This is a genomic window from Pseudomonas sp. RW3S2, assembly GCF_014268955.1.
Classification (GTDB): Bacteria; Pseudomonadota; Gammaproteobacteria; order Pseudomonadales; family Pseudomonadaceae; genus Aquipseudomonas; species Aquipseudomonas wayambapalatensis.
This window is the reverse complement of record NZ_JABWRM010000020.1, coordinates 33,432-50,446: the sequence shown is the minus strand read 5'-3', so window position 1 is coordinate 50,446 and position 17,015 is coordinate 33,432. Positions and strand designations below refer to the sequence as shown.

11 protein-coding genes are annotated in these 17,015 nt (G+C 65.5%); 5 read left to right on the top strand and 6 right to left on the bottom strand.

Annotated features, from left to right (window positions below):
- The first annotated feature begins 3 nt into the window (after nucleotides 1–3).
- Nucleotides 4–1,218: a cation:dicarboxylase symporter family transporter gene (locus HU748_RS22870; RefSeq protein WP_186722042.1), complete on the top strand. Its 1,215-nt coding sequence runs from the start codon at nucleotides 4–6 to the stop codon at nucleotides 1,216–1,218.
- A 149-nt stretch (nucleotides 1,219–1,367) separates the two neighbouring features.
- On the opposite strand, the gene HU748_RS22865 is transcribed toward HU748_RS22870, so the two are convergent.
- The 3 genes from HU748_RS22865 to HU748_RS22855 form a co-directional block, all read right to left on the bottom strand.
- Nucleotides 1,368–1,607: a DUF3077 domain-containing protein gene (locus HU748_RS22865; RefSeq protein ID WP_186722041.1), complete on the bottom strand. Its 240-nt coding sequence runs from the start codon at nucleotides 1,605–1,607 to the stop codon at nucleotides 1,368–1,370.
- Between the two features lie 13 nt (nucleotides 1,608–1,620).
- Nucleotides 1,621–1,869: a hypothetical protein gene (locus tag HU748_RS22860; protein ID WP_186711895.1), complete on the bottom strand. Its 249-nt coding sequence runs from the start codon at nucleotides 1,867–1,869 to the stop codon at nucleotides 1,621–1,623.
- A 498-nt stretch (nucleotides 1,870–2,367) separates the two neighbouring features.
- Nucleotides 2,368–3,960 (bottom strand): argininosuccinate lyase, encoded by a 1,593-nt coding sequence (locus HU748_RS22855; RefSeq protein WP_186710953.1) that lies wholly within the window; start codon nucleotides 3,958–3,960, stop codon nucleotides 2,368–2,370.
- Between the two features lie 287 nt (nucleotides 3,961–4,247).
- On the opposite strand from HU748_RS22855, the gene HU748_RS22850 reads away from it, so the two are divergent.
- From HU748_RS22850 to HU748_RS22835, 4 genes are read left to right on the top strand one after another with little or no spacing between them, the layout of a single operon-like run.
- Nucleotides 4,248–5,264: a hypothetical protein gene (locus HU748_RS22850; protein WP_186722040.1), complete on the top strand. Its 1,017-nt coding sequence runs from the start codon at nucleotides 4,248–4,250 to the stop codon at nucleotides 5,262–5,264.
- Nucleotides 5,265–5,305: 41 nt separating this feature from the next.
- Nucleotides 5,306–8,338: a ShlB/FhaC/HecB family hemolysin secretion/activation protein gene (locus HU748_RS22845; RefSeq protein WP_186722039.1), complete on the top strand. Its 3,033-nt coding sequence runs from the start codon at nucleotides 5,306–5,308 to the stop codon at nucleotides 8,336–8,338.
- Between the two features lie 10 nt (nucleotides 8,339–8,348).
- Complete coding sequence (locus HU748_RS22840) at nucleotides 8,349–12,182, top strand: filamentous hemagglutinin N-terminal domain-containing protein (protein WP_186722037.1); 3,834 nt, start codon at nucleotides 8,349–8,351, stop codon at nucleotides 12,180–12,182.
- A gap of 8 nt (nucleotides 12,183–12,190) precedes the next feature.
- On the top strand, nucleotides 12,191–14,041 hold the full coding sequence (locus HU748_RS22835) for a peptide transporter (RefSeq protein WP_186722035.1): 1,851 nt from the start codon (nucleotides 12,191–12,193) through the stop codon (nucleotides 14,039–14,041).
- Between the two features lie 103 nt (nucleotides 14,042–14,144).
- On the opposite strand, the gene HU748_RS22830 is transcribed toward HU748_RS22835, so the two are convergent.
- The 3 genes from HU748_RS22830 to HU748_RS22820 all read right to left on the bottom strand — a co-directional run bounded on the left by HU748_RS22830 (nucleotide 14,145) and on the right by HU748_RS22820 (nucleotide 16,978).
- Nucleotides 14,145–15,638 carry a CoA-acylating methylmalonate-semialdehyde dehydrogenase gene (locus tag HU748_RS22830; protein ID WP_186722033.1) on the bottom strand — a complete coding sequence of 498 codons (1,494 nt, stop codon included), beginning with the start codon at nucleotides 15,636–15,638 and terminating at the stop codon, nucleotides 14,145–14,147.
- Nucleotides 15,639–15,642: 4 nt separating this feature from the next.
- Nucleotides 15,643–16,002, bottom strand: a complete 360-nt coding sequence (locus HU748_RS22825) for a RidA family protein (RefSeq protein ID WP_054894294.1) — start codon at nucleotides 16,000–16,002, stop codon at nucleotides 15,643–15,645.
- 184 nt (nucleotides 16,003–16,186) lie between these two features.
- On the bottom strand, nucleotides 16,187–16,978 hold the full coding sequence (locus HU748_RS22820) for an IclR family transcriptional regulator (RefSeq protein ID WP_186722031.1): 792 nt from the start codon (nucleotides 16,976–16,978) through the stop codon (nucleotides 16,187–16,189).
- Nucleotides 16,979–17,015 lie beyond the last annotated feature (37 nt).

The following is a 17,015-nucleotide window of genomic DNA, read 5'->3' as shown; positions in this document are numbered from 1 at the left end:
CCGATGATCCGCAACCGTCCCCGCTCCGATCTTGCCTTGCTCCTGCTCGCCCTGCTGGCCGGTGCGCTGCTGGGTGTCTGGCAGCCGGACCTGGCGGTGCAGATGAAGCCGCTCAGCGACCTGTTCATCTCCATCATCGGCGTCTGCGCCCCGGTGGTGATGTTCATCCTGGTCTGCTCCAGCACCGCTGCCCTGAGCGACTACCGTGCCACCGCCCGCCTGGGCCTCAAGGCCATGGCCTACTGGCAACTGATGTCGTTGCTATCCTTGCTGATCGGCCTGGTGGTCGCCCTGCTGCTGCGCCCCGGCGCCGGCCTGGAAAGCTCCAGCCACGTGTGGTCGGTGCCGCTGCTGGCCGGTGACGGCCCGATGCTCTCGCGCCTGCCCACCTTGCTGCTCGACTCGCTGGAAGAAAGCCCCATCCTCAAGGTGCTGCTGGCCGCACTGGTGTGCGGCCTGCTGCTAGGGCGCAGCGGCGAAACCGGCCGACGCCTGGCCCGCCAGCTCGACCGGACCATGGCCTGGATGTTCCGCATCATGCGCCTGATCGTCAGCTTCGCGCCGCTGGCGGCGTTTGGTGCCATCGCCTTCATCATCGGCAAGTACGGCCTGGACGCCGCCATTCCCCTGGCCAAGTTCGTCATTGCCGCCTACTCCGCGTGCCTGGCCTACCTGCTGCTGGTGCCGCTGCTGGTGATGCGCCTGCTCGGCTGTCGCCTGGCGCGGCTGGTGGGCTACATCAAGGAAGAACTGTTGCTGGTGATCTCGACCGGCTCGTCGGTGGCCGCCCTGCCGCGTCTGGTGGAAAAGCTCGAAGCGGCCGGTTGCGACAGCCAGACCCTGCGCCTGACCCTCACTGCCGGCTACAGCTTCAACCTCAACGGCTCGAGCCTGTACCTGATGGTTGCGGTGCTGTTTCTCGCACAGCTTGGGCATATCGACCTGACGCCCTCGCTGCTGGCGACCATCGTGCTGGTCAGCCTGTTCACCTCGCTCGGCTCGACCAGCGTGGCTGGCTCGGCCTTCGTCACCCTGGCGGCGACCTTGAGCGTGCTGGACATCGTGCCGCTGGAGAGCATCGGCTTGCTGATTGGCGTGGAGCGGCTGATGAAATGCCGGTCGGTGACCAATGTGGTGGGCAATTGCGTGGCGTGTCTGGCGATTGCCTGGTGGCACGGGAAGGTGGATCGCGGGCGGTTGCGCGAGGTGTTGGGCTAGGGGCACCTGTAGGAACCGCGCGGTACCTGTGGGAGCGGGCTTGTCCCGCGATCACCGGCACAGCCGGTGCCATGCACCGCGGTGAATGACACCGGCCTTGCCGGTGTTCACAGCGGTGCGGCGCTCCGAATAGCCTGCTGGTTTTGCAGTCAGACCTGCTGGTTTCTGGCCACCTCAAGGTCGTTCAGCAAGGCCTTGGCCAGTGCACTGAGATACCTCAATGCCGTCAGGGCGGCAGGGGCGATTTCCTCGTCACTGCCCTGACTCAGATCACGCACGCAGCCCAGCAGCAACGACGCTTCGTCGAATGCCCGATCCACGGGAACACCGGGTTGTACGCGGAACATACCGAAGGCAGTGGCGATGCCTGGCGTGGTGTTTTCATTCATGGGCAAACCTCCATCACATCCGTTTGAGGGCGTGTTCGATCAAGGCACGCGCGGTTTCGGCGGCATGCGCGGCGTTGGCAAGCATGTTCAGACCGGGAGTACCGGCCATGGAGCGACAGTGCTCGTCGAGGGTCTCGCTGACACCGCGCAAAAGTTCGCTGGCGTGAGCCAGGGCGTCCGGGGGAATCAGGTCGGCGTGGATGGAGAAGTAGGGAGTATTGATGAGCTTGAGGCGGGGTGGATCGGGGACGATTTTTTTCATGGTATTGCCCTGTGTTGAGTTGTCGAAAGCCGACTACTCCATCCCTCTCACAGGATAGGGTGGCAGCTGAGGTGGGGTGAGAGACCGGACCAACACAGAGCAAAAGCCGGCCAGGCATAAAGCCTGCCCACGCACAGCTGCCATAACAGCGTTACTCAGTATTGGATGCCGGGCTCTCACACCCGGTCGCCATATGGGCGACCCGGGGAAGTTAGTCCCGATGCTTATCTCCAACAACAGAGAAACGGCTGAGTGGTGCGTAGGATAATTCCCAAGCAACCTTGAACTGAAGGGATGCCGACAAGATTCGGAATTTTCTGAGGTATGGGGACACCGCTGTTTCCCAGGCATCCACCACATCTGTAGGAGCAACAGTCTTGCTCAAAATCTAAGGGCCAGCCCGCTCCCACAGGAATTGGGCTGGACTTTAAATTTTGAGCAAGACAGTTGTTCCCGCAGGGACTGGGCACGCCTTAGATTTTTGAGATTGCGACGCCGTTACTGCCCAGCGAGCTTGTCGAAGGCCTTGTCCAACGCCGCATCGGCATCCACCAGCTTCTGCCGGTGCAGCTTCATCCAGTCCTGATCCGCCGCCAGGCGCTTGCCCGCCTCCATCAGCATGCGCCGCACTTCGTTCGGCTGCGGCCCACCAGTGCCCTGGCGACTCTCGACCATCGCCCGTGGCGAAAGGCTGGCGCGGAACGCAGCCTCGCTCAGCGGCAACTGGTCATCCTGCCATTTGTACTTCTTCGCCGCCTGGGTGTAGAGCGCCTGGGCATCGGCGTAGGCGAAGTCCTTGGGCAGCGTGCCCTCGGCGCGGGCCTTCTCGACGATCAGCGAGGCGAAGCTGTGGCCGATGCGGAACGGCACGTGGTGCTGACGCTCCAGAGTGTCGGCCAGCTCCATCGACGTGGTCCAGTCGGCGTCCAGCTCTTCTTCGGCGCGGGCAGCGTTGATCTGCAGGGCATCGAGCACCAGGTCCATGCGCTCGAACATCTCGTTGGCCGACTTGAACAGCCCCAGGTCGTCGAACGCGGCCTTGTAGTCGGTCATGCCGGTGGTGACGTTATGTGCCCGCACAGTGGTGGCGTTGGCCAGCCCGACCACATCGGAGGCCGACTCGCGGGTGCGCATCAGCAGGCCCGGGTTACGCTTCTGCGGCATGGCGCTGCTGGTGTAGGTCGAGCCCTCGTCGAGCAGCAGCCAGGGGCGGGTCTGGTGGTACTGGGTGTGGATGTCGCCAATGATCGCGCCCACACGAATGGCCGACGACGAGGCGATGCTGGCAGCCTCCAGCGGAATGTCGTAGGTCGAGACCTGGCTGGCATCCAGCGAGTTCTCGCGCAGGCCATCGAAGCCCAAGAGCGTGGCCAGGCGCTCGCGGTTGAGCGGGTAGCCGGAGTTGGCCAGCACCGCGGTGCCCATCGGGCTCAGGTTCAGGCGTGCATAGAGGTCGTGGATGCGCTGGGCATCGCGCTGGAACGACGCCTCGTACGCCAGCAGGTAGTGGGCGTAGCTGATCGGCATGGCCTGCACACCATTGGTGTAGGCCGGCACCAGAGTGTCGACGTTGACCGAGGCCAGCTTGAGCAGGCGCTGGCGGGTGGCGTTCAGGGCGTCGCTGTAGTCCAGCACTTCGGCGCGCAGCGAGGCCAGGCGATAGGTGGCGTACATGTCCTGGCGGCTGCGCCCGGAGTGGATCAGCGAAGCCTGCGGGCCGATCTTGTCGATCATCACCTGCTCGAGCTGCAACACATCGCTGGGGCGCTTGCCGTCGGGCTGCTTGGCCTGGTCGATGGCATAGCGCACGCCGCTGGCGATCACCTTGCCCTGGTCGGCAGGCACGATGCCCTGCTCGGTGAGCATGACGATGGACGCCTTGTTGATGCGGTTGAGCCAGTCGAACTGGCTTTCCTGCTGGCCGCCCTTGAGCGCGGACTTGTCCACGCTGGCGCCGATCTTGCGCGCCTGTTCGGCGCATTCGGCGGTGGTCTTGCACGGCAGGTCGGCGGTGTTGGCGGCTTGGGCCGTGGCAGCGGCGAACAGGGCGTAGGCGATGGCCAGGTAGAGCGGGGTCTTTCTTGTTGTCATGGTTTCGGATCCGCGAATGTGTCGCTCAGGAGGGGCGAACATGGCGGGATGCTAGCGGCGGGGCTTGAAGATTAAAAATATATTAAAAATATCCAACCAATATCTCTCTAGTATGGAGATCGGCAACGACAACTTGATACTTTCAAAATATCAAAACACTCGATTCAAGATATTTTATCTCGGCAAAAACCACTGCTAGGATCGGCGCCATAACTCCAATCAAACCGGCCGATCCCCATACACTGCCACGGGATACGACCGGCACCGCACTCTTACGAGGTGGTTACATGCGGCATCACGTTCTGCGCACACTCACCCGCTCCCTGCTGCTCCTGGCCGCCAGCCTGCTGGCCGTCCAGGCCGTCGCCGCCCCCCAGACCTTGCGCCTGGGCGACACGGCCCCCTACAACTTCGTCGCCTTCGCCAACAACGACCTGAACACTGCCAGCCTGCCCGTACAGCGCGCCGTGGTGCTGCTGCATGGTGTGCGCCGCAACGCCGACGACTATTACGACAGCGGCGAAAAGCTGCTGGCAAACGCAGGCTTCAGCGCCCGCGACACCCTGCTGCTGGCCCCCAACTTCCTCACCCCCAGCGACCGCCGTGCCGGCGATGACATGCCGCTGTGGCCCAAGGACAAGTGGATGCACGGCACCGAGTCGCAGAGCGGGCGCGCCGGTATCGCCGGGTTCACCGTGCTCGACGACCTGCTCGCCTACCTCGGCAATCGCCAGCATTTCCCTGCGCTGAAGGAAATCGTGTTCATCGGCCACTCCGCCGGGGGTCAATTGATGCAGCGCTACACCCTGCTCGGCGACGGCGACCAACGCCTGCGCGCCAGTGGCATCCAGGTGCGCTACGTGGTGTCGAGCCCCTCGTCCTACCTCTACCTGGACGACAACCGCCTGCAGGACGGCGCCTTCAAGCCGGTGCTCACGGTCATGTGCCCTAGCTACACGCGGTACCGCTATGGCCTGGAGCGAGCACCGGCGTACTTCACCCGCCAGGGCCTGAACGCCACCCAAGTGTTCCAGCGCTATGCCGCACGCGATCTGACCTACATGGTCGGCGAACTCGACGACAAGCCGGACGATCGGGTCATGGACCGCGCCTGTGGTGCTGCCATGCAGGGCGCTACCCGTGTCGAGCGCCAGCTCAACTACCTGCGCTACGAAGCCTTCCTCGCGCAGAAATGGCACATCCCCATCGACCATCTGCAATTCCAGGTCAGCAAGGTCGGCCATAACGCCGCCCGCCTGTTCGCCGCGAAAAGCGTTGCCAGGACCCTGTTCCCGACCCGCTGACGCCGTTCGCACTTCCTACAAAAACAACAAAAGAATCTGCCATGACCCGGACTTATCTCGCCGCCTCCGTGCGCCGGGCGTTGCACCCGCGCGCCCTGACGTTACTCACCGCCGCCGTGCTCGCCGGCCAAGCCCAGGGTGAAACCCTGCCCAGTGCCGGCTCCCTGTTCGACACCAACCGCGACAGCTTGCGCCCGGCGCAGCGCAGCCAGCAGCCCCAAGGCAGCGTGCGCATCGAGGCCGAGGACGACCAGCGCCAGGCCCAAGGCAGTAATTCGGCGGCCCCCTCGTTCAGCTTCAAGGTCACGGCCTTCAAGCTCACCGGCAACCGCGAGATCAGCGAATCGCGCCTGCAGCAGGAATTGCAGAACGACCTCGGCCGCGAACTCGATCTCACCGGCCTGCGCGCCGCCGCCGACCGCATTACCGCGCTGTACCGCAGCCGCGGTTATCTGGTGGCCCGCGCCTACCTGCCGCCGCAGGAAATCGAAGGCGGCGTGGTCACCCTTGAGGTGCGTGAGGGCAAGGTCGGCACGGTACGCACCGAGCCGGGCCCGGGTGTGCGCCTGAATGCCGGCATGCAGCAGCGTTTCGTCGACGCACTGCCCAGCGGCAGCGTGATTCGCGAGCAGGACATGGAGCGCGTACTGCTGCGCCTGTCCGATATCGCCGGGGTGTCCGTGCGCGCAGTGCTGCAGCCCTCGCGCCAGCCCGGCGCCGCCGACATCGTGCTGAAGTTGAGCGAGATGACTGCCTGGACCGGCCGGGTCAGTTTCGACAACTACGGCAACTACTACACCGGCAGCAACCGGATGAGCACCAACGTCAGCCTCAACGACGCCTTCGGCTTCGGCGAAAGCCTGTACTTCAACAACCAGGCCAGCTTCGAGGGCCTGGATATCAAGGGCGTGGGCATGCGCCTGCCACTGGGCGCCAGCGGCATCAGCGTCGGTGCCAGCTACGCCGAGATGGACTACAGCATCGGCAAAGGCCTGAAGACCGCCAACGCCAGCGGCAGCGCCCAGGTGTCGTCGCTGTTCGCCGATGCCTCGCTGCTGCGCAGCCGCGACGCCAACATCGGCCTGAACCTGGCCCAGGAACACCGTTACTTCGACGACGCCGCTGGCGCCTTCGAGGTGCGCAAGAGCGCCGTGTTCCGCGGCCTGACCCTGTACGGCGACTGGCGTGACGGCTGGGCCGGCAGCAACCGCTGGAGCCTGGGCTACGGCATCGGCCGCCTGGACAAGAACACCCCGCTCGACGCAGCCCTCGACGCGCTGACCGCCGAGGCCGCCGGCACCTACCACAAGGGCACCCTGTCGTTCAGCCGCCTGCAGGCGCTCGGCGGCGGTTACTCGCTGTACGCCGCCATCAGCGGCCAGTGGGCCGACAAGAACCTCGACAGCTCGGAGAAATTCACCCTCGGCGGCCCCAACGGCGTGCGCGCCTACGGAGTCGGCGAAGCGGCCGGTGACGAAGGCCTGCTCGGCCGGGTCGAGCTGCGCAAGTACCTGGGCAACATCCATGGCGCCATCGCCGAAGGTGCGCTGTTCGCCGATGCGGGTCGGGTGAAGGTCAACAAGAAGCCCTGGGACGATAGCGAGAACAGCCTCAGCCGCCACGGCTACGGGGTGGGCCTGAACATCTATCACCGCGACCTGGTGATGAACGCCAGCCTGGCCTTCTCCAACGGCGACGATCCGACCAGCGACGAGCGCGACGCCAGGCGTTTCTGGCTCTCGGTCAGTGGCTCGCCGCAGGCCTTCGCGGGCCTGGCCAAAGACCTCGGCACCCGCGAGGACTTTCGTGACAAGAGCACCGAGCTGACCCTCTACGGCTCGCTGGGCCTGGTGCCCGAGTACGTCGACCGGCGCAACTCGACCCGCGCGGCCCCCGTCGACAGGAGCAAACTGGCCACGCCCAACGGGCGCAACATGAACAGCTACCTGCGTGCCCGCGACAACGTCTCATATGTCGGTGCCCGCGCCGGTATCCCGATCAACGACACCTCGCGCTTCCTGTGGCAGCTCGAATATGGCATCTCGGTCAACTACACGCTGTCGGGCGACGAAACCGCGCCCAAGTCGATCTCGCCCAACACCCGCCTGCGCAACTCCGCAGTGGCCTTCGACGACGACCGCTACGGCACCCTGCTGTACGGGGTCTGGGACATGCCGCTCAAGGAGAGCACCACCAGCCTCGACCCGTTCAGCGGCAAGACCGCTGGCGCCTACTACAACATCATCGGCTCACCGGGCTTTAACGTCAGCATGGCCAGCAACGTCAACGGCCCGGCCAGCAAGGCCGACAGCAGCGAACATTCGGATGCCGCGTTCAACCGACGCCAGTCCGGCATGGTCGCCTGGTGGTCGCCGGAGTGGAACGGCCTGACCCTGAAGCTCGCCTACTCCAACAATGGCACCCGCGCCGCTGAAGACGTCGACAACGGCTATATCTATGGCGGCAGCCTGACCTACACCAATGGCGGCTTCACCGCGGTGGCTGCCGCCGAGCGCCATGTCGACTACTTCGGCGTCGCAAGCCTTGGCCGCAACTCGCGTGGGGTCGGCAGCAACACTCATGTCACTAACGGCACCTCGTCCAATGACTACAGCTACCGCCTGGGCCTGGGCTACCAGATCGGCAATACCAAGCTATCGCTGGTGGCCGATGAGCTGCACTACGCCGAGGACGGCGTGGTGAACAACAGCCAGAACGTCAGCGACCTGTCCGACTACAAGCGCCGCGCCTACATGCTCGGCGTCAGCCACCGCCTCGGCGCCTGGCGCCTGCGTGCCAGCTACGCCCGCGCCCTGGCCGGCGATTGCAAGATGATCTCGGCCGCCGGTTATCAGTGCGACACCAGTGGCATGGGTGCACGCCAGTACGCCCTGGGCGTGGGTTATCGCCTGAGCCGCAACAGCGAGATCTTCGCCCACTACGTGCTGCTGCAGAACGAGTCGCTGGCCAACTACAACTTCGCCGTGGCCGGCGCCTTTGCCGCCAGCGGCTATTCGCCGGGCGTGGGTACCACGATCAACGCCATCGGCACCGGCTTCAACTATTCGTTCTGAGGAGACGACCATGCACGCCATCCTTTCCCGTCGTCGCCCACGACCGACACTTACCCCCCTGGCCCTGGCGGTACTCTGCGCCGTGCACGGCCTGTTGCCGCAGCACGCCATGGCGCTGGACGCAGGCGCCCTGCCGACGAACGGCCAGATCACCTCCGGCAGCGGCGGCATCAGCCAGGCCGGCAATGTGCTGGACGTGACCCAGAACAGCCAGCAGATGATCGCCACCTGGGAGCGCTTCAACATCGGCAAGGACGCCCGGGTCAACTTCCACCAGCCCAACGCCTCGGCGGTGGCGCTGAACCGGGTGACCGCCAGCGACGCCTCGCAGATCCTCGGCCAGCTCAACGCCAACGGCCAGGTGTACCTGATCAACCCCAGCGGCGTGCTGTTCGGCAACGGTGCGTCGGTCAACGTCGGCGGCCTGGTCGCCAGTACCCTGGACATCAACGACGACGACTTCAAGGCCGGTCGCCTGCGCTTCCAGGGTGACGGCCAGCGCGGCGCGGTGATCAACCAGGGCACCCTGCGCGCCGCCGACGGTGGCAGCGTTGCCCTGCTCGGTGGCGAGGTGCGCAACGAAGGCGCAGTGATCGCGCGGATGGGCTCGGTGGTGCTCGGTGGCGGCGAGAAGATTACCCTCGACTACAACGGCGACGGCCTGATCAACCTGCAGGTCGATGAAGCGGCGGTCGGCGCCAGCGTCGCCAACCGCGGCCTGCTGCAGGCCGATGGCGGCACCGTGCTGATGAGCGCACGCACCAGCGATGCAATGGTCGGCAGCGTGGTCAACAACGAAGGCATGATCGAGGCGCGCAGCCTGCAACAGCGCAACGGCCGGATCGTCCTGGACGGCGGCGACAACGGCGTGGTCGCCAACAGCGGGGTGATCGACGCCTCCGGCCGTGGCGCAGGCGAGCATGGCGGCAACGTGACCCTGACCGGCGAATACGTCGGCCTGTTCGAGCAAGGTCGCATCGAGGCCTCCGGCAGCACCGGCGGTGGCACCGTGCTGCTGGGCGGCGACTACCAGGGCAGCGGCCCGCTGCACCAGGCCACGGCGACCTACATGGGCAAAGATGCGCGCATCGAGGCCAACGGACTGGGCGACGGCGACGGTGGCAAGGTCATCCTCTGGTCGCGTGACAGCACCCGCTTCGAAGGGGTGATCAGCGCCACGGGCGCCGGCGCCGGCAAGGGCGGCCTGGTCGAGACCTCCGGCAACGCGTTGGACGTTACCGGCCTGGTCAACTTGGCCGCAGCGTCCGGCCAGGGCGGCACCTGGCTACTCGATCCGTACAACATCAATATCACCAGCGGTGCCAGCACTCGCACCTCCCGGACCAGCCCGTTCACCCCCAACGCACGGCGCAGTTCCAACCTCAGCTCGGCGACGCTCAACGCTTCGCTCAGCGAAGGCGCCAATATCATCGTGCAGACCTCTTCCGGGGCAGGCACCTCCGGTGACATCAACGTCCTGGACAACGTCAAGGCCCAGGGCAATGCCAGCCTGACGCTGATCGCCCACCGCAACGTCAACATGAAGGGCACCCGCATCAGCAACGCCGACGGCAAGTCGCTGAACGTCTCGATGCTGTCGAACTTCAACAACAGCGGCAACGGCTCCATCGCCCTGAACAACGCCACCATCAACACCAACGGAGGCAAGCTCACCCTCGGCAGCGCGGCCGACCCGGTCAATGGCTACGCCAGCACCAACGTCAGCAACGGCACGGGCGTGGCCATCAGCAACGGCACGCGGATCACCACCAACGGCGGCGACATCAGCATCCGTGGCGCGACCTCGACCACCCTGGCATCAGGCTCTAGCGCCACGGCGGTGAACATCTCCGCCAGCACCTTGGACGCCGGTGGCGGCAATATCGACATCATTGCTCGCCAGGCCAGCACCCGCGGCACAGGCGATGCCTTCATCCTCAGGGGCGGCAGCCACCTGCTCACCGATGGCGCAGGCTCCATCGCTATCAGCGCCGACAACCTCGGCGGCGGCAACGGGGCTCGGGTATTCAGCACCAGCAACAACATCGCCGCCCGCGGCGCGGGCAATGTCACCTTGAGCGGCAATGCCGTTTCAGGTTTCGGCGTGCTGGTCTGCTCCACCGCCGCAGGCTCCACGCAGAATCTTTCGGTGGGCAGCGGTACGCTCACGGTCAAGGGCAGCAGCGCCAGCAACCGCGGCCTGTATGTGGCCGCCTCCGGCACCGGGGCGGTCAACCTGCGCGGCGACAACGGCGGGCGCATCGTGCTCGATGGCGACAGCGGCGGCAGCTATGGCACCGCGCTCAATGTCACCGGCGCCAGCGCCTCGATCAACCTGACCAGCGCGGGCGACATCAGCGTCGAAGGCAACACCACAGGCGGCAACACCCCGGCCCTGGCGCTGATCGCGGCGGGCAACGGCAACGCCAACGCACCGGGCTCACGCATCAACATCGCCAGCAGCGCCGGCGATGTGCGGCTCAAGGCCGACAACGCGGTGATCAACACCGGCTCCGGTTCGTTCCGCGCACTCTACCTGGATGCCAGCGGCGACTACTCGAACATCCGCGTCAACAGCATCAGCGGCAAGCTGGTGTTGGAAGGCACAAGCGCCTCGGGGCGCGGCGTGGACATCGCGCCATCCGGCCGTGGCGCCGCCATCGATCTGAGCAGCAACAGCGGCGATGTGCTGATCAGCGGCACCAGCAGCACCCAATGGGGCGGCTACGGCATCTTCCTCAATTCCACCGGAAACTCGCGCGGCGTAGCCATCACCACAGGGACTGGCATCATCACCCTGCGTGGCGATTCGGTCGGCACCTCCGACGCCATCGCCCTGGGGGGCAAAGGCACCGCCTCGACCAACCGCATCAGTTCCAAAGGCGGCAACATCCTGCTCAATGGCCACTTCCACTCGCCCCATAACAACGAACTGGACCACGGCATCGCCTTGCTCAGCGTCACCAACATCATTCAGACCACCGGCTCCGGCAATGTCAGCCTGGTCGGCCGCACTACCGCCGCAGGTGATGCCATCGACTTCTACAGCAGCGGCATCAACCGCCTGAGCGTCGAGAACGGCACCCTCAGCCTCGACGGTAGCGCGACCGCCGCCCATGGCATCAGCATGCTCACCGGACGTACCAACCTGCGCGCCACCGGCAGCGGCTCGATCAGCCTCCAGGGCTATTCGCAGCAAGCCAACGGCATCCACTTCTACCCCTCGAGCGCCAGCAGCTCAGTCACCATCGCCACCCAGGATGGCGCCATCAGCCTGAACGGGCGCAGCGACGGCGGCGCCAATGGCAACGGCGTGTTCCTGCGCACCGGCCCCAATGGTGTGATGATCCAGTCGGCAGGTGGCGATATCAGCCTGAGCGGCACCGGCAGCAACGGCGCCACTGGCATCACCTTCAACGGCTCGGGCACTGGCGCCAACAGCTTGATCAGCACGGGCCAGGGCAACCTGACCGTCACCGCCCGCAGCGACAGTGGCACGGCGCTGAACTTCGCCAGCGGCAGCAACCTGCTGCAGGTCGACGAAGGCGTGCTGCTGATCGACGCCGACAGCCAAAGCGGGGCCTACGTCGTTCACGGCAGCGACAGCACCACGCTCACGGCCAACGGCGGCGCGGTGGTGCAGCGCCTGGGCGGGCGGGTCAACGCCACGCTGCTCGAGCGCAGCAGCGCCGATGTGCGTGGCTACCAGCAAAAAGAGATGGCTTACGCCAACTGGAGCCAGGTGCTCTACCCTGACTACCGGCAAACGCCGTTGCAGCCGCAGCTCGACCAGATCCACCTGGACCTGGCCCTGCTCGGCGACGACACGCTCGTGCAAGACTGAGGCCCGTGATGAACCAGACCCCATTCGCCCTGGAACACTTCGAGCAGCTCTGCTACACGCGCCAGCACGAGGAGGCGGCGCGCGAGCTGGTGCGCCTGCTGCTGATCATCGACCGCCACTACGGCAAGCTGTCCGGGCAGTTCAGGCTGTCGGTGTCGCCGGCCGTGCCGGAGGACGAGCTCGAAGCCCACGTGCTGACGCGCCTGACCTGCGCGATCAGCGCGCTGTTCAGCGACCCGCAGTTCCAGATCAGCCCCGGTGGCTTCGACCAGCTGATCAACTTCCAGCGCTGGCTGTCGGCGCTGTTCGCCGCCAGCGCTTTCATCAACGCCGACCACATCCTGCGCACCCTCAACCTGCACGGCCAGGACAGCCAGCGCTTCGAGGTGGCGCCGGAGCAACTGGTGAAGTTCTGCATCCTCTACTCACCGGAGTCGCAGTTGCCGCTGGATGTGGAGCTGCTGTGGACGCAGAACCCGCAACTGGCGATGGCGCTGTTCATGGCCCTGCTGTCGCCGCGTTTTCTCGGCACGCCTGCGGCGCACTCCAAGCGCGAGGCGCTGCTGGCCTGGCTGCCCGAGCGGCTGGACAGCCTCGACAGCCTCGATCAGTTGCCGCTGGCGATCATCCACGACGTGTACATGCACTGCAGCTACGCCGACCTGCCGCAGCGCCACCGCATCAAGCGTTCGATCTGCCGCCTGATCGAGCGCAAGCTGGACGCCGAAGGCATCGTCTCGCTGCCTGCGCCCACCAGCACACGCCAGGGCAAGCCGCGCATGCTGGTGGTGCTGGAATGGTTTTCCGGCGCGCATTCGATCTACCGCACCCACTCGCGCACCCTGGAGGCAGCCCGCCTGCATTTCGAGCTGTGGGCGGTCGGCTATGCCAGCAATGTCGATGAGCTGGGGCGCAAGGTGTTCGACCGCTTCATCGAGCTCGAGGCCCCGGACGACCTGCTCGCCTGTGTGCGCCAGGTGCGCGCCCTCGCCAACGAGATGCGCCCGCAGGTGCTGTACATGCCCAGTGTCGGCATGTTCCCGCTTACCCTGTTCGTCGCCAACCTGCGCCTGGCGCCGTTGCAGGTGGCGGCGCTCGGGCACCCGGCGACCACCGGCTCGCGGCATGTGGACTACATCAGTGTCGAGGAGGACTTCGTCGGCGACCCGGCGTGCTTCAGCGAGCGTCTGCTCCTGCTGCCCAGCGACGGCCAGCCGTACCGGCCCTCGGCGATCGAGGTCAGGCTCGGTGCCCGCGAACGCCTCGACAGCCCCGAGGTGGCCATTGCCGTGGCGGCCACCACCATGAAGCTCAACCCGAAGTTTCTCCAGGCCTGCCAGCAGATCGTCGAGCGCAGCCGCGAGCGCCATGGCCGCCGCGTGCGCCTGCACTTTCTCATCGGCCAGGCGCAGGGGTTGCTCTATCCGCAGCTACAGCGCCTGATCCGCCGCTATGTCCCGGATGCCGTGGTGCACCCGCACCAGCCTTATGCGCAGTACCTGGACACCTTCGACCGTTGCGACCTGTTCCTCAGCCCGTTTCCGTTCGGCAACACCAACGGCATCATCGACGCCTTCACCTTGGGGTTGCCAGGGGTATGCAAGACCGGGCCGGAGGTGTTCGAGCATATCGACGAGGGGTTGTTCAGGCGGGCGGGGTTGCCTGGGTGGACCATTGCCGCGACGGTGGAGCAGTACATCGAGGCGGCGGTGCGCATGGTGAGCGAACCGGCGCAGCGGGGGGCGCTGTATGCGCACCTGGGGAGCGGGAAGCCGTTGCAGCGGTTGTTCGAAGGGCGGCCGGAGATTTTTGCTGAGCATTTGCTGGCGTTGCTGGCGTTGCTGGCGTGTCGTAGCTGAGTGTTGTGGTGGCCTGACCGGCCCTTTCGCGGGCAAGCCCGCTCCTACAGGTTTACCCTCTGTAGGAGCGGGCTTGCCCGCGAAAGCGCCAGTCAGATCAACCTCAAAGGCTAGGGAACGCGAACTGCGACGCCTCGTGGCTCTTACGCTGCGGCCAGCGCTGGGTAATCGCCTTGCGCCGGGTATAGAAGCGCACACCGTCCGGCCCATAGGCATGCAAGTCGCCAAACAGCGAGCGCTTCCAGCCACCAAAGCTGTGGTAGCTCACCGGCACCGGCAGCGGCACGTTCACACCCACCATGCCTACCTCGATCTCGTCGCAGAACAGCCGCGCAGCTTCGCCGTCGCGGGTGAAGATGCAGGTGCCGTTGCCGTACTCGTGATCGTTGATCAGTTGCATCGCTTCTTCCAGGCTCTGCACACGCACCACGCACAGCACCGGGCCGAAGATCTCCTCCTGGTAGATGCGCATCTGCGGCGTCACCCGGTCGAACAAGGTGCCGCCAACGAAGTAGCCGTTCTCGTTGCCTGCCACCGAGAAACCGCGACCATCGACCACCAGCTCGGCGCCAGCCGCCACGCCATCGTCGATATAACCCAGCACTTTGTCACGCGCAGCCGCCGTCACCAGCGGCCCCATGTCCAACCCACACTGGGTGCCGGCACCAATCTTCAGGGCCTTGATCTGTGGCTGCAGCTTGGCGATCAGCGCATCGGCAACCTGGTCACCCACGCACACTGCCACCGAGATCGCCATGCAGCGCTCGCCGCACGAGCCGTAGGCGGCGCCCATCAGCGCGTTGACCGCGTTGTCCAACTCGGCATCCGGCATCAGCACCGCGTGGTTCTTCGCGCCGCCCAACGCCTGCACGCGCTTGCCGCGCTTGGTGCCTTCTGCATAGATATATTCAGCGATCGGCGTCGAACCCACGAAGCTCAGCGCTTTGACTTCCGGTGCCTCGATCAGCGCGTCCACCGCTTCCTTATCGCCATGCACCACGTTGAGGATGCCCTTGGGCAAGCCGGCTTCATGCAGCAGTTGGGCGATATACAGGGTCGAGCTCGGATCGCGCTCCGAGGGTTTGAGGATGAAAGCGTTGCCACAGACGATGGCCAGCGGATACATCCACAGCGGCACCATCGCCGGGAAGTTGAACGGGGTAATGCCAGCCACCACGCCCAGCGGCTGGAAGTCGGACCAGGCGTCGATGTTCGGGCCGACGTTGCGACTGTACTCACCCTTGAGAATCTCGGGTGCAGCACAAGCGAATTCGACGTTCTCGATCCCGCGCTTCAGTTCGCCAGCGGCATCCTCGATGGTCTTGCCATGCTCTTCGCTGATCATCTGTGCAATACGCGCCTCGTTCTGCTCCAGCAGCTGCTTGAAGCGGAACATCACCTGCGCGCGCTTGGCCGGTGGCGTGTTGCGCCAGGCCGGGAACGCGGCCTTGGCCGAGTCGATGGCCGCCTGCACGGTGGCGCGGTTGGCCAGTTCGAGTTGATGGATGACCTGGCCGGTGGCCGGGTTGAACACCTCGGCGGTGCGCCCGCCGCTCGCGACCGGCTCGCCGTGGATCAGATGCTTGATCGTCGCCATGACCTTACTCCTTGACCGCGGCCTGAACGGCGATTTCAACGAGGATGTTCTCGGCAGCAAGGTTGGCCTCGACCGTGGCACGGGCCGGCAGTGCATCCTTCGGCACCCAGGCGTCCCAGGCGGCGTTCATTTCGGCAAAATCCTGCACGGCGTGCTTGAGCCACACCTGGGCGAAAAGGATGTGCGACTTGTCGGAGCCGGCCTCGGCCAGCAACTCGTCGATGCGCGCCAGCACCTGGGCGGTCTGGCCGCGCACGTCCTGGGTACGGTCGGCCGGTACTTGGCCGGTGACATAGACGATGCCGTTGTGCACCAGCGCGTGGCTGAGGCGGTTGTTGTTGGGCTGGAAACGTTGGATGGACATGGGGACTCCAGGTTATTTCGGACAAACGGGGGCCGTCACGCATACGAGGGTGCGTTGGCATGGGTGGAGTTGCTGCGAGGCCCATCGCGGGGCAAGCCCGCTCCTACAGACGGGAGCTGTCCGTGTGGGAGCGGGCTAGTCCCGCGATTGGGGCGCGCAGCGACCCCGGTTTACGGGGAATCGATCAGGTCAAGGGACGCAGGCTGCGCACCGCGCTGGCAATGGAGCGCGCGGTGTTGATCACCTTCGGCGCCAGGTCCTTCCTGGCATCCTCCAGGTTCCAGCGCCCCAGCGGCACAGCGACGTTGACCGCGCCCAGCGGGTAGCCATCGGCATTGACCACCGCCGCCGCCACGCTGATGTCACCGACGTAGTACTGTTCGCTGGCGAAGGCATGGCCGTCCTTGCGCGCATTGGCGATGATCTCGCGCAGGCGCTCGCGGTCGGTCACGGTGCTGGAGGTGTGCGCCATCAGTTGCGAGGCATCGAGGATGGCCTCGCTCTCGCGCTCCGGCAGCGCCGCCAGGTAGGCACGGCCCGCGGCGGTGCAGTACATCGGCAGGTGACGGCCCAGCGGCACGTGGATCGGGATCTGCTTGTGGCTGGGGAAACGCGCCACGTAGAGCATGTCCGTTCCGCAGGGCTCGAGCAGGTTGCAGCTCTCGCCTGTGTCGCGGTTGAGCTCGTGCAGGTAAGGGTTGGCGCGCTCGACCAGCTCGCTGGTCTGCAGGTAGCCAGAGCCCAGGTCGAGCGAGCGCGGGGTCAGGTGATAGCGCTTGGTCACGGCATCCTTGGCCAGGTAGCCGAGGGTTTCGAGGGTGTACACCGAGCGCTGCACCGTGCTCTTGTTCAGGCCCGTGGCTTCGGCCAGCTCGACCAGGTTCATGCTCGGCCGGCCACTGCGAAACGCAGTGACGACCGCCAGCCCCTTGGACAGGGCGGTGACGAACAGGGGCGATTCTTCAGCGGCGCTCATGGCGTTCGATCCTTTTCTGACAGCTCTGAGGGAGGCA

Coding starts and splice junctions, on each gene's coding strand:
- HU748_RS22845 (WP_186722039.1), top strand. CDS start 5,306: ATGACCCGGACTTATCTCGCCGCCTCCGTGCGCCGGGCGTTGCACCCG.
- HU748_RS22865 (WP_186722041.1), bottom strand. CDS start 1,607: ATGAATGAAAACACCACGCCAGGCATCGCCACTGCCTTCGGTATGTTC.
- HU748_RS22855 (WP_186710953.1), bottom strand. CDS start 3,960: ATGACAACAAGAAAGACCCCGCTCTACCTGGCCATCGCCTACGCCCTG.
- HU748_RS22860 (WP_186711895.1), bottom strand. CDS start 1,869: ATGAAAAAAATCGTCCCCGATCCACCCCGCCTCAAGCTCATCAATACT.
- HU748_RS22820 (WP_186722031.1), bottom strand. CDS start 16,978: ATGAGCGCCGCTGAAGAATCGCCCCTGTTCGTCACCGCCCTGTCCAAG.
- HU748_RS22835 (WP_186722035.1), top strand. CDS start 12,191: ATGAACCAGACCCCATTCGCCCTGGAACACTTCGAGCAGCTCTGCTAC.
- HU748_RS22825 (WP_054894294.1), bottom strand. CDS start 16,002: ATGTCCATCCAACGTTTCCAGCCCAACAACAACCGCCTCAGCCACGCG.
- HU748_RS22850 (WP_186722040.1), top strand. CDS start 4,248: ATGCGGCATCACGTTCTGCGCACACTCACCCGCTCCCTGCTGCTCCTG.
- HU748_RS22870 (WP_186722042.1), top strand. CDS start 4: ATGATCCGCAACCGTCCCCGCTCCGATCTTGCCTTGCTCCTGCTCGCC.
- HU748_RS22840 (WP_186722037.1), top strand. CDS start 8,349: ATGCACGCCATCCTTTCCCGTCGTCGCCCACGACCGACACTTACCCCC.
- HU748_RS22830 (WP_186722033.1), bottom strand. CDS start 15,638: ATGGCGACGATCAAGCATCTGATCCACGGCGAGCCGGTCGCGAGCGGC.